The organism is Nocardia sp. NPDC019395 (assembly GCF_040632335.1).
Taxonomy (GTDB): Bacteria; Actinomycetota; Actinomycetes; order Mycobacteriales; family Mycobacteriaceae; genus Nocardia.
The window spans coordinates 1-14,626 of the sequence record NZ_JBEYBT010000031.1; the positions used below are offsets into that span (position 1 = coordinate 1).

The 14,626-nt window shown below is 68.5% G+C and carries 8 protein-coding genes; 2 read left to right on the forward strand and 6 right to left on the reverse strand.

What is annotated here, in order from left to right; all coding sequences use genetic code 11:
• Positions 1–126: 126 nt before the first annotated feature.
• A complete protein-coding gene (locus ABZ827_RS30505; RefSeq protein ID WP_357244271.1) occupies positions 127–1,071 on the reverse strand; it encodes a DNA-3-methyladenine glycosylase 2 family protein in 945 nt (314 codons plus the stop codon).
• A gap of 278 nt (positions 1,072–1,349) precedes the next feature.
• A complete protein-coding gene (locus ABZ827_RS30510; protein ID WP_357244274.1) occupies positions 1,350–4,157 on the reverse strand; it encodes an FAD-binding and (Fe-S)-binding domain-containing protein in 2,808 nt (935 codons plus the stop codon).
• A gap of 146 nt (positions 4,158–4,303) precedes the next feature.
• On the opposite strand from ABZ827_RS30510, the gene ABZ827_RS30515 reads away from it, so the two are divergent.
• Positions 4,304–5,410: a DNA polymerase IV gene (locus tag ABZ827_RS30515; protein ID WP_357244277.1), complete on the forward strand. Its 1,107-nt coding sequence runs from the start codon at positions 4,304–4,306 to the stop codon at positions 5,408–5,410.
• A 74-nt stretch (positions 5,411–5,484) separates the two neighbouring features.
• A complete protein-coding gene (locus tag ABZ827_RS30520) occupies positions 5,485–7,362 on the forward strand; it encodes an ABC transporter ATP-binding protein (RefSeq protein WP_357244280.1) in 1,878 nt (625 codons plus the stop codon).
• A gap of 9 nt (positions 7,363–7,371) precedes the next feature.
• On the opposite strand, the gene ABZ827_RS30525 is transcribed toward ABZ827_RS30520, so the two are convergent.
• The 4 genes from ABZ827_RS30525 to ABZ827_RS30540 all read right to left on the reverse strand — a co-directional run bounded on the left by ABZ827_RS30525 (position 7,372) and on the right by ABZ827_RS30540 (position 14,436).
• Positions 7,372–8,856: a molybdopterin-dependent oxidoreductase gene (locus ABZ827_RS30525; protein ID WP_357244340.1), complete on the reverse strand. Its 1,485-nt coding sequence runs from the start codon at positions 8,854–8,856 to the stop codon at positions 7,372–7,374.
• Positions 8,857–9,349: 493 nt separating this feature from the next.
• Positions 9,350–11,788 carry an endopeptidase La gene (lon, locus tag ABZ827_RS30530; RefSeq protein ID WP_357244283.1) on the reverse strand — a complete coding sequence of 813 codons (2,439 nt, stop codon included), beginning with the start codon at positions 11,786–11,788 and terminating at the stop codon, positions 9,350–9,352.
• 126 nt (positions 11,789–11,914) lie between these two features.
• On the reverse strand, positions 11,915–13,630 hold the full coding sequence (locus ABZ827_RS30535) for a thiamine pyrophosphate-binding protein (protein ID WP_357244286.1): 1,716 nt from the start codon (positions 13,628–13,630) through the stop codon (positions 11,915–11,917).
• A complete protein-coding gene (locus ABZ827_RS30540; RefSeq protein WP_357244290.1) occupies positions 13,627–14,436 on the reverse strand; it encodes a cyclase family protein in 810 nt (269 codons plus the stop codon). The genes ABZ827_RS30535 and ABZ827_RS30540 overlap by 4 nt, the downstream gene beginning before the upstream one ends.
• Positions 14,437–14,626: the final 190 nt, after the last annotated feature.

Here is a 14,626-nt window from a genome sequence, read left to right on the forward strand (position 1 = left end):
GCGACTGAGCGCCGGGAGTGAAGAACGAGACCAAGGGGGCCCCGAACCCGCGACGCCGCAGGCGGCGCCAAAAAACACAGAACCTTCACGAACGGTCCTGCTTCCCACCTTCACGAACTGCCCCGCTTACCTCCGGCTGTGGTCGGTGATCGGAGCGCGCGGCCCGAACCGCGGTTTACGGGCCTGCCCGCTGATCTCCAGCAGCCGGATCGTCCGGTAGCGATGCGGGCGTACCGGCTCGAGGTATTCGACCATCTCGGCGTCATCGATCTCCCGGCCGAGCAGCGTCCAGCCCACCACCGATGCCAGGTGGAAATCGCCGACGGACAGGGCATCGGCGTCACCGAACGCGCGTTGCGCTGTCTCCGCGGCTGTCCACTCCCCTATACCGTGGATGGTGCGCAGCCGACGAGCTGCCTCCGCCGGTGGTAACCCGGCCGTGCGCTCCAGCGAATCGGCCACCCGCGCGACCCGGACAATGGTCTGCCAGCGCTGAGGGCCGACATTGGCCCGGTGGTAGGTCCATGACGGGATCCGGCGCCAGGTCTCGGCGTCCGGCGGGACCCGCATTCCGTCCGGTGCCGGCCCCGGCGGGCGCCCGCCGAAACGGTGTACCAGAGTCCGCCACGCGGAATGGGCCGACACAATGGTGACCTTCTGTTCCAGGATCGCGGGTATGAGTGCTTCCAGCACCAGCCCGGTGCGCAGCATCCGCAAACCCGGGTACCGCTGGTGTGCGGCGGCGACCGTGGGGTGGATAGCGACGAAATCGTCGGTGTCCTCGTCCACGCAGAGCATTCGGTCGAGCTGTTCGAGGAATTCCGCGGCACCCTCACCCCAGGCTTGCCCGCTTATGGTGGTGGGCGCCGTCTGGCTCAGCCGGTAGGTGACAGGCCCGGTGGGCATCCGCGACACTCGCCAGTGCGCACCGTCACGGTCGATCTGATGGCAAGGATCCCCCGGTCCGCGGCGCAACGGCGCGAGGGTGTGCGCCAGGTGGACGGGGGCGCTGGTGGTCAGTTCCCGGGTGATCCCGGACCCTGCCGGAAGTCCCGCTGAGCGAGGAGGCACCACGCCATTGTGCCCCTTAACGGGTAACAACACCGATTTGCGGCACGATATCCACCGAGTTGAGCAAATATGTGGCTGCTGCCATGACTGGAGGTTTTCATGATCACCGAGGCGCTCAATTGGATGCTCGATCTCTGGGGCAGCGTTTTCGCCGGAAGTTCCGGTTACGAGATTCAGCCGGGCACCTTGCCGTCCGGTAGCTGAAGTGCCGGTGGCGGGTGGCCGAGTCCGGTACGAGGTCACCCGCTACCGTTCAAGCCACCGCTTATGGGACGAAATCACCATTGCCCCAACAGTATTTGAGCCAAATGCCGGCCTCGCCCCGCGTTCAGTTGAGCGGCCTGCGTCCGGCACGAGAAGCCGTCCGCCAGGAAGACGGCATCGGCAGGCGCGTTCGCCAGCGCCGGAAGTAAACCGTTACCGGCCACAGCGAGTGATATCTCGTAGTGCCCCTGCTGCATTCCGAAATTCCCGGCCAACCCGCAGCAGCCCGCGATTTCCGTCACATTCACACCCATCTGGGCAAATATCCGGCGATCCGCTTCGAAACCCACCACCGAATATTGATGGCAGTGCGGTTGCACCACAATCGAACGGCCCGGATAGCTCGGCGGGTGCCAATCCGGTTGCGCCAGCAGGAACTCGGCGAGTGTGCGGACCGCGGCCGCGACGGGACGGGCCCGGGGATCGTCGGGGAGCAGCTCCGGGAGGTCGGCCCGCAATGCGGCGGTGCACGAGGGTTCCAGGCCGATAACGAGTCCACCGGCACGAATATGGGAATCGAGGTGGTCGAGGGTTTTGCGCAGCCGGGCGCGAGCTCCGTCCAGTTGCCCGGTACTGATCCAGGTGAGCCCACAGCACAGCTGCCGGTCCGGAAGCACCACCCGGTATCCGAGCGAATTCAGCAGGGTCACGGCGGCCTGCGCTATCTCGGGGTCGAAGGCATTGGTGAAGGTATCCACCCAGAGCATCACGGTCGCCTTCGCCGGCTCGGCGACCTGCTGTTTCCTCGATTCACCACGCCATATCCGGCGGAACGGGCGGGCGGCCAGTTCCGGCGCCCGCCGCCGCGGATCGGCACCCGCCGCCCGCATACCCAGCCGCCGCAGTGCTCCTACCCGGGCCGCCGCGTTCACCAGGCGCGGTATCCGCGTCGCCCCCGCCAGCCACCGCGGGAGCATGCCCAGCGCGTAGTGGTCCCGCGGCCGCGGGCGCCCCCGGTACCGGCGATACAGCGTCTCGGACTTGTAGGTCGCCATATCGACCCCGGCCGGACAGTCGGTACTACAGGCCCGGCAGGACAGGCACAGATCCAGGGATTCGGCCACGGCGGGCGCGGACCAGTCGAGCTCGCCCCGGACGACCTCCTGCAACACCCTGGCCCGGCCGCGGGTGGTGTCCTTCTCGTCGGCTGTGGCGAGGTAGGAAGGGCACATGAATCCGCCGGTCGCCCGGGTGTCCGCCCGGCATTTACCCACACCCACACAGCGATGTACCGCGGTGGACAGGTCGCCGGCGTCACGGTCGAGGGCGAAACCGCCGGCCGGCGTCGCCGGACCCAGGCCGCGGAGCCGGAGATCGGCATCGAGCGGGCGGGGCTCGACCAGTACCCCCGGATTGAGCAGACCGGCCGGATCGAACAGCGCCTTGTAACCGGCGAAAACCGCGCGTACCTCGGGCGAGTACATGATCTCGAGCAGTTCCGAGCGGGCCCTGCCGTCACCGTGTTCGCCGCTGAGCGAACCCCCGTACCGAACCACCAGATGTGCCGCATCGGTCAGGAACCAGCGGAAGCGATCGGGCGCGTCGGCGATGGGCAGATCCAGTCGCACGTGCATGCACCCGTCGCCGATATGCCCGTAGAGCAGCCCGTCGAGTTTGTACTCACACATCAGATCGTCGAAATCGCGCAGGTAGGGGCCCAGGCGCGCCGGCGGGACCGCGGCATCCTCCCACCCGGGCCAGGCAGGCTGTCCGTCGCGGGTGCGCCCCGCCAGCCCGGCGCCGTCGGCGCGGATCCGCCACAGCGCCGCGGCGGCACGTGGATCGGCGATGGTCCGGGTATCGAGAGCCCCTGCGGTACGGCACAACTGTTCGGCCGCGTCCTGCGCCGCGGCAGGGCTCGCACCCGCCAGCTCGACGAACAACCAGCCGTCTCCCCGCGGCAGATCCGGCACCTGCCTACCGTGCGCGCGGACCATATCGACCAGCCGGGCGTCGATACCTTCCACCGCGACGGGCGCTACCGATACCACGGCGGCGATATCGTCGGCCGCGGTCGCCAGATCCCGATAGCCGAGCACGACCAGCAGGGTGGCGGCCGGGATCTCCACCAGTTCGACCTCGGCTTCGAGCAGTACACCGCAGGTGCCCTCGCTGCCGACGAAGGAACCGGCAACCGAACCACCGCGTTCCGGTAGCAGGTATTCCAGCCCGTAGCCGGAGGCCTGCCGGTCGAACCGGCCGAGATCGGTGCGCAGCACGGCGAGGGAGTCCCGGGTGAATCCGGCCAACCCGGGAACCGCGGCCAGATTGTCGGTGAGCGTGCGCGGTGCGCCGGTGCCGTCGAGGATCCGCAGCTCACAGACCCGGTCGGAGGTACGGCCCCAGGCGATGGCGTGCGGTCCACAGGCGTTGTTGCCGATCATCCCGCCGAGCGTGCAGCGGTTCTGCGTGGAGGGGTCGGGACCGAAACGCAACCCGTGCTCGCGCGCCCGGCGCTGCAGGTCCGAAAGCACGACACCGGGCTGCACCCGGGCCGTCCGGCGTTGCGGATCGATCTCCGCGATACGGGCCATATGACGGCTGAAATCGAGGACGATGCCGGGGCCGACGGCATTGCCCGCCACCGAGGTACCGCCGCCACGCGGGGTCACGGGGACGCCCTCGGAGCGGGCGACCTCGAGTACCGCCGCGATATCGGCGTCCTCGCGGGGGAACACCACGACCTCGGGCAACACGCGGTAGTTCGACGCATCGGACGAGTATTCGACGCGACGGCGGTGGGAGGCGTCCACGAATTCCGCACCGATCCGAGCGCTCAACCTGCGGGCGAGGGCATCCCGTCGCCTGTCCTGGTCGGTCACATGGACCAGCGTAGGCGTAATTTTTGGCGGGCCCGCGGCGCCGCGGGGGTTCGGGGCGGCCGCTTTCGGTGAGGTGGGTACGGGGACCTGGTGGATATCGCGGGCGACTCCCCGTGATATCCACCTTCTTGTCACCCGGGTGGAGTATGACTGCAGACGTGGCCAGATGGCTGTTACACGTCGACCTCGACCAGTTCCAGGCCGCGGTGGAATTCCGGCGGCACCCCGAACTGCGGGGGCGGCCGGTGATCGTGGGCGGGAACGGGGATCCCGAGGAACCCCGCAAGGTGGTGACCTGCGCGTCGTATCCGGCGCGCGGCTACGGGATCCGGGCGGGGATGGCGCTGCGGACAGCGGCCCGTAAATGTCCCGAGGCCGTGTTCCTGCCCCTCGACGTTCCCAGCTACGACGAGGCGTCCGAGCAGGTCATGACGCTGTTGCGCAGTTTCACCGATCAGGTGGAGGTCTGGGGCTGGGACGAGGCCTTCGTGGCGGCCGAGACCGACGATCCAGAACAGCTCGCGGGCGCGATCCGCGCCGCCGTCGCCGAACTGGACCTCGGCTGCGCGGTCGGTATCGGCGACAACAAGCTCACCGCCAAACTGGCGACAGGGTTCGCCAAATCGGTCGGGAAATCCCCGGACACCCCTGCCGAACACCCGGGTGCGAGCGCCGGGATGTTCCGGCTGACTGCCGAGAATTGGTCGCGGGTCATGGCTCATCGGCCGACGAATGCGCTGTGGGGGATCGGCAACCGGATCGCGGCCCGGCTGGCCGAGCTGGATATCCATACGATCGGGGATCTGATGGCCGCCGACCGGGCGGTGCTGGCGGCGGAGTTCGGACCCACCAATGGGCCCTACCTGTGGGTTATGGGACGGGGGGCGGGCGATACCCAGGTGGTGACGAAACCGCCGCCCCCGGTGGGGCGCAGTAAATCGGAGACCTTCCCACGCGACCTCACCGAGCGCGACGAGATCCGCGCCCAGGTCGCGCGCTTGGCCGCGGAGGTCACCGAGGAGATCGCGGCGGCCGGGCGGGTCGCGGTCCGGGTGGCGGTTACGGTGCGCACCAGCACGTTCTATACGCGCAGCAAACAGTCGAAGCTGGCGGAACCCACCACCGATATCGCCATCGTCACCGATACCGCGTTGGGCATTCTCGATCGTTTCCCGCTGGACCGGCCGATCCGGTTGCTCGGGGTGCGTCTGGAACTCGCGCCCGTGGCGGATCCGGCCGCCGGCGATCCTTGACCTCAAGGAAGGTTTAGCTTTTAGTGTCGGTGCACTGGGGTCGAATAGGACTCCGGAGCGGAAGGACATGTCAGATGAGCATGGAATCGGTTGCCTGGGACCAGATGTACCGGCGTATGCACGCGCCCGAGGAACAGCGGGCGTTCAGCCTCGCCACCGCCCGGCGCATCCTGCGGTTCGCGCGGCCGCATCGCCGCCGGATGGGCGGGTTTCTCGTGTTCAGCGTGGTCGCCGCGGTCCTGGCGGTCGCGACACCGCTGCTCGCGGGTCGCGTTGTCGACGGTATCGTCGGCGGCGCCGTGCCGCGGACAGTGATCCTGCTGGCACTGGCCATCGCAGTCCTCGCCGTCCTCGATGCCGGGCTCGGCCTGGCCATCCGCTGGCTGTCGGCGCGTATCGGGGAGGGCCTGATCCTCGACCTGCGCACCGCCGTCTTCGATCACGTACAGCGGATGCCGATCGCGTTCTTCACCCGGACCCGGACCGGCGCCCTCGTCAGCCGCCTGAACAACGATGTGATCGGGGCACAGCGCGCCTTCAGCGACACCCTGTCCGGCGTGGTCGCCAACCTCGTCACGGTCGCGCTCACGCTGGTGGTGATGCTCCAGATCTCCTGGCAGATCACGCTGCTCGCGTTACTGCTGCTGCCGGTGTTCGTGATCCCGGCCCGGCGGATGGGCAACCGGCTGGCCGATATCCAGCGTGAGGCGGCCGGATTGAACGCGGCCATGAGCACCCAGATGACCGAGCGCTTCTCCGCCCCCGGCGCGACCCTGGTGAAACTGTTCGGCCGGCCGGACCAGGAATCCGCCGAATTCGCCCTGCGCGCCCGGCGTGTACGCGATATCGGGGTCCGCACCGCCATGCTGCAGACCGTGTTCGTCACCGCGTTGACGCTGGTCTCGGCGCTGGCGGTCGCGCTCGTGTACGGCCTGGGCGGCTGGTACGCATTGCGCGGGCAGTTGGACGCCGGCGCGGTCGTCGCCCTGTCGCTGCTGCTGACCAGGCTCTACTCCCCGCTCACCGCGCTGGCCAGCGCCCGGATGGAGATCATGTCGGCGCTGGTCAGCTTCGAGCGAGTGTTCGAGGTCCTGGATCTCGAACCGTTGATCCAGGACGCCCCGGACGCGCGACCGGCACCGGAAGGCCCGGTCTCGGTCGAATTCGACGACGTGCGGTTCGGGTACCCATCCGCGGACAAGGTCTCGCTGGCCTCACTCGAGGAGGTCGCGACTCTGGACACCCGGGGCGGCGAGGAGGTGCTGCACGGGGTCTCCCTGCGGGCCGAGCCCGGTCAGCTGATCGCGCTGGTGGGCTCCTCGGGGGCGGGTAAATCGACCATCGCCCAATTGGTTTCGCGACTGTACGACGTCGATTCCGGCACCGTACGGCTCGGCGAAGCCGACGTCCGCGAGTTGAGCACCGCCTCGATCCGCGACACGGTCGGCCTGGTCACCCAGGACGGCCACCTGTTCCACGACACCATCCGCGCCAATCTGCTGCTCGCCGCACCCGCCGCCGACGAGGCGCAGCTGTGGGACGCACTCGATCGCGCCCGCCTGGCCGACCTGGTCGCCGCACTGCCCGACGGGTTGGACACGGTGGTCGGGGAACGGGGTTACCGGCTCTCCGGCGGGGAACGTCAACGCCTCACCATCGCCCGCCTGCTGCTCAAACAGCCGCGGGTGGTGATCCTCGACGAAGCCACCGCCTCCCTCGACTCCACCTCCGAAGCGGCGGTACAAGCCGCGCTGAACGAGGCGCTGCAGGGGCGTACGGCCCTGGTGATCGCGCACCGGCTCTCCACCGTTCGCGCCGCCGACCAGATCCTGGTGGTGGAGGCGGGCCGGATCGTGGAACGCGGATCGCATACCGAACTGCTCGCGGCGGACGGACGGTACGCCGAGCTCTACCGGACGCAATTCGCCGAACCCGCGCCGGCCGCGGCCTGACGGTCGATGTCATTCCACCCGGAAGGACCGCGTATGCCATCCGGTGGCGCCGTCGGGCACCGGATCGGCCTGCTGTTCGGTCTGCACAACGCCTGCCCCGTCGGTGGCCCGGACCCGCACCGTATGGTTGCCGGGCGTCGCGTCCCAGCGCCAGGTCCACTGGCGCCAGGTGTCCAGTGAGTACTCCGGCGCCAGCTCGGCCGGTTTCCAGGGCCCGTCGTCGACCTGGACCTCGACGGCACTGATACCGCGGTGTTGCGCCCACGCCACCCCCGCCACGACGGCCGGTCCCGCGGCGACGGTCCCGTACGCGGCGGGAACGTCGATCCGGGCCGCGGTCTTGATCGGGCCGCGAGCCGACCATCCGCGCTGGGTCCAATAGGCCCTGGCCATATCGAATCTGGTGAGTTCGAGATCGACCACCCATTTGGTGGCGCTGACGTATCCGTAGAGCCCGGGCACCACCAGCCGCGCCGGATACCCGTGTTCGACCGGGAGCGGGGCACCGTTCATTCCCACGGCCAGCAGCGCGTCGCGGCCGTCTGTCAGCGCCGCGACGGGGGTACCGGCGGTGAATCCGTCGGCACTGGTGGACAGGACCATATCCGAATCGGGACGGACCCCGGCCTCGGCGAGCAGGTCCGCCAGCGGGTATCCGATCCAGCTCGCGTTGCCGATCAGATCCCCGCCGACCTCGTTGGAGACGCAGGTGAGCGTGATGATCTTCTCCACTGCGGGCCGCCGCAGCAGATCGGCCATGGTCAGCTCGATCTCGCGATCCACCATGCCGTGGATGCGCAGCCGCCAGTCCTCGCTCGTTACCGCCGGAATACGCAGGGCGGTGTCGATTCGGTAGAACGTGTCGTTGGGCGTGACGAATTCGGTGAGACCGGGCACTGCCGGATCGGTACCCGCCGGCGGAGGCGCCGCGGCGACCCGGGGCCGCGGGACGACGAAACGTTCCAGATCCGCGGTGACCGCACGCATCTGCTCACCGATCCAGCGCCCGGCGATCGCGGTCCCGGCAGCGACCGCGGTTGCTCCCGCGGCCAGGATCAGGAACCGGCGCCTGGACGGACTCGCGGACTCATCCGCGACCGCCACCGGATCCGGCGCGCGAAGCGGCGCCCGTGCCATGAGGAACCGCAGGGTGACGACACCGGCCGCGGTCCCGAGCAGGGTGGGGATCGCGAACACCAGGGTCGCGTTCGGCCGCTGCAGCACGATGACGCATACGAACAATCCGAGGGCCACCAGCAGCGCGCTACCGTACGGCCGGCGCCGTTCCAGCAGGCCCACGGCGACAGCGAACAGCACCATCACCAGACTCATCGACAGGAACAGCACCGGCTTGTCCCGGGTACCGAATTGTTCGATGGCGAACTCGCGCAACGCCTCCGGTGTGTGGTCGATAACCGTCGCGCCGAGCGCCACGAACGGCGAAGCGTCGGGATCGATGAGACCGGCGAACAGTTCCGCGATTCCGAGAACCATTCCGGCGGCCACGAGGCCGCACAAACTCGCCGCCACCGCTCCCGCGCCGCGCTCTCCCGTCGGCTCCGGCGATCGTCTCGCCGCGCCGGCCGAGTCCGTTGTCTCCTGCATCAGGCCCTCGTTCCTCTATCGGGCTCGTCGACCCCGCCTGCCTCGAAATTTATGGTGTCCACCTGCTGTGGATGGTGTCATTCCCGGCACGGCCGGGGAAGGCGGCGAGGTAGGGCGTCACCGAACCGTCAGAATCACGCACCGCCGGTCACCCGGCCGTGACCCACCTCCTCGGTAGGCCCCGTGCCGAGCGACCGCGGACATAGACGGAACCATCAGCCGGCCAGCGCCCTCGACCGCGCCGAATCGTGCCGCGACGGCATCGATGGACGGGTTCGGCTCGCTCGCCGGTGCGGATGGGCACGAGTACGCGGAGCGGAACTCGCGTATGAAAGGGCCGCGACAGTCCTGGAGAACTACCGCGGCCCGTGGGTGGGTTCGGTCAGGCGGATACGGCCAGGGCACCACCGTCCAAGGCCGGCTCCCGGACCGGGTCTATGGCGTACGCCAGGATTTCGGCGACATCCGATACCGGGCGCACATCCAGTTCGGCCAGCACATCGCCGGGCACGTCGTCGAGGTCCGGCTCGTTTCGGGCCGGGATGAACACGGTCTTCAACCCGGCACGCTGGGCGGCGAGCAGTTTCTGTTTCACCCCGCCGATCGGCAGCACCCGGCCGTTCAGCGTGACCTCGCCGGTCATTCCGACATCGGAACGCACCGGCCGCCCCAGCGCCAGCGAGACCAGCGCCGTGACCATGGTGACGCCGGCGGACGGACCGTCCTTGGGCACGGCGCCGGCCGGAACATGCAGGTGCAGGCTGCGATCCAGGACCGAGGATTCGATACCGATCTCGCCCAGATGCGACCGCACGTAGGTCAGCGCGATCTGCGCCGATTCCTTCATGACCTCACCCAGCTGCCCGGTCAGCGTCAGCGATCGCTCGCCGTCGGCGTTGTTCGCCTCGATGTAGAGGACGTCACCGCCGAGCCCGGTGACCGCCAGCCCCGTCGCCACTCCCGGCACCGCGGTCCGTTCCGCCGAATCCGGGGTGAACCGTGGCCGGCCGAGATAGTCCTTCAGGTCGGCGATATCGATGGTCAATATTTCGCCGTCCGGGTTCGCGGCCCGCTCGCCGAGACCGGCGGGTTGCGTCGACGTGCCGATGTCCGTTCCGGCCTCGTGACCCAGCTCCGGGACGGATTCGGAGGCGGCGCCGGACAGCCGGGTCGCGGCCTTGCGCAGCGCCTTGGCGATGAGGCGTTCCATCTGCCGGACCCCGGCTTCGCGGGTGTAGTCGGCCGCGATCTCCCGCAGTGCCGCATCGGTGATCTGCACCTCGTCGGCTGTCAGCGCGTTGCGCTCCAGCTGCCGGGGCAGCAGGAAATCGCGTGCGATGGCTACCTTGTCGTCCTCGGTGTAGCCGTCGACGGTGATCACTTCCATCCGGTCCAGCAGCGGGCCGGGGATGGTTTCCATAACGTTCGCGGTCGCCAGGAACAGCACGTCCGACAGGTCCAGATCCATATCCAGGTAGTGGTCCCGGAAGGTGTGGTTCTGGGCGGGATCGAGCACCTCGAGCAGCGCGGACGCCGGATCGCCGCGGAAATCCGCGCCGAGTTTGTCGATCTCGTCGAGTAGCACCACCGGGTTCATCGAACCGGCCTCTTTTATCGCGCGCACGATCCGGCCGGGCAGCGCGCCGACATAGGTGCGCCGATGTCCGCGGATCTCCGCTTCGTCGCGGACCCCGCCCAGCGCGACGCGCACGAATTTGCGGCCCAGTGCCCGCGCGACCGATTCGCCGAGCGAGGTTTTACCCACTCCGGGCGGGCCGGCCAGCACCAGGACCGCACCCGACCCACGGCCGCCGACGATCTCCAATCCGCGGCGGGCACGCCGGTCCCGGACCGCGAGATACTCGACCATCCGCTCTTTCACCTCGTCCAAACCGTGGTGGTCCGCGTCGAGAACGGCACGGGCGGCCGAAATATCGGTGGAATCGGTGGTTTTCACCGTCCAGGGAAGTTCGAGCACGGTGTCGAGCCAGGTGCGGATCCAGCCGGATTCCGGACTCTGATCGCTGGACCGCTCCAGTCGGCCCACTTCGCGCAGCGCTGTCTCCCGGACGGTTTCGGGCAGATCGGCCTGTTCGACCCGGGTGCGGTAATCGTCGGCGCCGTCGGGTTCGTCCTCGCCCAGTTCCTTGCGGATGGCGTTGAGCTGCTGGCGCAGCAGGAATTCCCGCTGGCTCTTCTCCATGTTCTCGCGGACCTCGTCACCGATCTTCTCGGTGACCTCGGCTTCGGCGATATGCGCCTTCGTCCATTCGATCAGGCTGTTCAATCGCGCGGCGGTATCCGGGGTTTCGAGCAGTTCCCGTTTCTGGTCGGCGGTGAGATAGGCGGCGTATCCGGCCGTATCGGCGACGGCCGAGGGATCGGTGAGCTGGTTGAAGGCGTCGATCATCTGCCATGCTTCGCGGCGTTGCAGCACGGAGACGACGAGCTTCTTGTATTCGTCGGCCAGTTCGCGGGTGCGGCCGTCGGCGGTCTGGTCCTCGACCGGTTCGGCCTCGACCCACAGCGCGGCACCGGGACCGGTGACACCGTGCCCGATCTTCGCGCGTCGTTCCGCTTTCAATACCGCGGCCGGGGTGCCGCCGCGCATGCGGCCGATCTGGTCGACAGAGGCGATCACGCCGTAGGCGGCGTAGCCTTCGGTCAGGCGGGGGGCGAGCAGGACGGTTCCGGTCTTCGCGGCCTGCGCGGCATCGATCGCGGCCTGCGCGGATTCGTCCAGTTCGATGGGGACGACCATGCCCGGCAGCACGATGGGATCGGTCAGGAACAGCACCGGAAGATTCAGTGGTGTAGTCACGAACACAACCTCCAATAGTTGAGCTATCCCGACTCAACTTCTTCAGGCTCGTTGTTGTTCCACTCCGTGCCGATGTTCGCCCAGGGCGAAGACCACACCGTGACGCACGACACCTGCAGCAGGCGGTCAGTGCCCGGCGAACGCCTCCGCCAACCACCACGCCCCACCGTCACCGGCGATCTTGGCGTCGATCACCAACGGCCGGGCGGTCCCGGTCCGCCGATAGTGATCGAGCCATTCGCGTACCGGGGCCAGATCGCGGACCGAACGGACGGTGACTCCGGTGGCGCCGAAACCCGCGGCGATGGCGGCGATATCCGTCTCTGGGAAGGTCACGGTGGCATGGTCGGCGCCGGTGAAATGATGAACCTCGGCACCGTAGGCGGAATCGTTGTACACGATCGCGACCAGCGGTATTTCCGCACGGACCGCCGTCTCCAGTTCGGCGACAGCCATCAGGAACCCGCCGTCCCCGGCCCCGAGCACCGGCAGCCGGCCGGGCTGGGCGAAGGCCGCGCCGATCGCGGTGTGCAGACCGAGTCCGATCGACTGGAACGCCTGAGTGAAACAGAAGCCGAACTCGTCGGGCACCGACAGATGGGTGGCCGGATAGCCCATGAAATTCCCGGAATCGATCGAGACGATCCGTTCCGGCGGCAGGATCTCGTCGAGCGCGATGGTCAGTACCCGGGGATCGATTCGGTCGCCCGTGGAAATATCGTCTACCGGAACATCCTGCCAGCGGCTCGATTTCGCGATACGAGCGGCGATATCCGCGGTGCGGTAACCGGTTACATCCACCGCGCCGGAGGCCCGGATCGCGGCCAGTACATCCTGAGCCGTCAGACCACAGTCGCCGAGCACCCCGAGGTCGACCGGGCGGTGCGCGCCGATGGCCTCGATATCGTCATCGACCTGCACGATCGCGGTTTCCGGACCGATCAAGCGACCGTGCCGCATGGTCCAGTCGTTCAGCGCACAGCCCCACCCGACGATCAGGTCCGCGCCGGCGATGAGGTCTGCCGTTGCCGGCGACGAGAAACCGCCGGAAATACCGAGGGCGAATTCATCGCCCGTGAACAGGCCGTTCGCGACGGCCGATGTGGCGACCAGCGCACCGCGGGCCCGCGCCAGTTCGGCGATGGCAGGTCCGGCGGCGCGACCGCCGCGCCCGGCCACGAAGACCGGCTTGCGCGCATCCCGCAAGACCTCGGCGAATCGGGCCACCGATACCGCATCCGGCCGGACCCGTGCCGGTGCCACCGCGGCCTCGATCGGCCCGGCCACGGCGGCGGGTGCGGCCGCGATATCGATCGCCACATTGAGCACGACGGTGCGCCGCCGCACGACAGCCGAACGGTATGCCCGCGTGATATCGGCGACCACCGTCTGCGCCGAATACACCCGGTCGCTCACCGCGCCCACACTGCGGACCAGGGCGTCCTGATCGATCCGGAAGTTCGACCGCAGCGCCGCGGCCGGGCTGTCCGCGGTCAGCACGATCATCGGGGTGCGGCTCTTGGCGGCCTCGCCGATCCCGGTCATCGCGTTGGTCAAACCGCAACCCTGGTGCACGGAGACCACACCGACCCGCCCCGACATCCGCGAATACGCATCTGCCATGGTCGCGGCGCCGCCCTCGTGCCGGGTCGCGGTGAACGGCACCCCGGCCCGGCGGAGGGCATCGGTCATCACGAAATTGCCGCTGCCGACCACACCGAAAACATGCCCGGCACCGAGATCGGCCAGCCCCCGGCCCAGCACATCGGCCACCGTCGGACCGTGATTCCGTTCGCGCGCGGTGTTCTGCCCGATCGAATCCGGCCGGTTCGCGGATGTCATCCGAGCGCGCCGTCCGGATCGATAACGGCGAGGACCCGCGCCGGGCTGCCGGTGCCACCGACGATCGGCAGCGGGCTGACGATCAGCATCGCACCCGACGTCGGCAGCCGCCCGAGGTTGCGCAGGGAGGTGATCCCGTATTTGTCGTTGCCCAGGAAGTAGTGGTGCACCGGGAACACCGGGTCGAAGCCACCGGCCAGACCGGCATCTACACCGACCGTCTCAACCCCCAGCCCGGTGATATCCCGTTCGGTGGCCAGCCAGCGGGCACAGTCGACGGCCACGCCCGGCGTATGCGAGCCGGTGTCGTCGGTATTGAGGAAGGCAGCCTGCGAATCACCCCGCGACTCCCAGCCGGTCCGCAACAGCAGCCACATTCCCGTAGTCAGCGGCCCGTGGATCTGTTCCCAGGCCTCGACATCGGCGATGGTGAGCAGGTAATCCGGGTCGGTGGCGACCTTATCGGTCAGGTCGAGTACCGCGGCGCGCCCGATGAGCCGGCGCACCGGGATCTGTGACACATCGTCGCCGTCGCGTCCGGTGATCCAGTGCACCGGAGCGTCGAGATGAGTGCCGATATGTTCCCCGGTGTGGATATTGTTGTGCCGCCAGAACGGTCCGGGCTCGTTGTAGGCGCTGACCTCCTCGAGACCGAAATCGATCAGGTTGGCGAACGGCTCGGGCAGGCGCAGCGCCGGGGTGGAAGCGCTCAGGGCGGTGGTCAGGTCGACCACCTCGAGCCGTCCGGTGGTGAGGGCGTCGAGGAACGTCGGCAGCGCCGTGGCGGCGGCCTGGGGGTTGCTCATATCCGCACCTTATTCCGGTTTCGCCGCGGCGGGCCCGGATACCGGCGCCGCGGCCACCGAATCGCATGAGCCCGCCGGTCGCGGGCGCCGCGCCGACGATCACGGCACGGCCCGGCTCTGATTGACACCCGGGACAGGCCGGTGACAATGTGATGATCTCCAATCCACAATCCGGCCCCAGGGGAGCGCG

Bases quoted from the DNA above. Each gene is read 5' to 3' on its own strand.
- ABZ827_RS30520 (WP_357244280.1), top strand. From the start codon at position 5,485: ATGAGCATGGAATCGGTTGCCTGGGACCAGATGTACCGGCGTATGCAC.
- ABZ827_RS30515 (WP_357244277.1), top strand. From the start codon at position 4,304: ATGACTGCAGACGTGGCCAGATGGCTGTTACACGTCGACCTCGACCAG.
- ABZ827_RS30525 (WP_357244340.1), bottom strand. From the start codon at position 8,856: ATGGTTCTCGGAATCGCGGAACTGTTCGCCGGTCTCATCGATCCCGAC.
- ABZ827_RS30535 (WP_357244286.1), bottom strand. From the start codon at position 13,630: ATGACATCCGCGAACCGGCCGGATTCGATCGGGCAGAACACCGCGCGC.
- ABZ827_RS30540 (WP_357244290.1), bottom strand. From the start codon at position 14,436: ATGAGCAACCCCCAGGCCGCCGCCACGGCGCTGCCGACGTTCCTCGAC.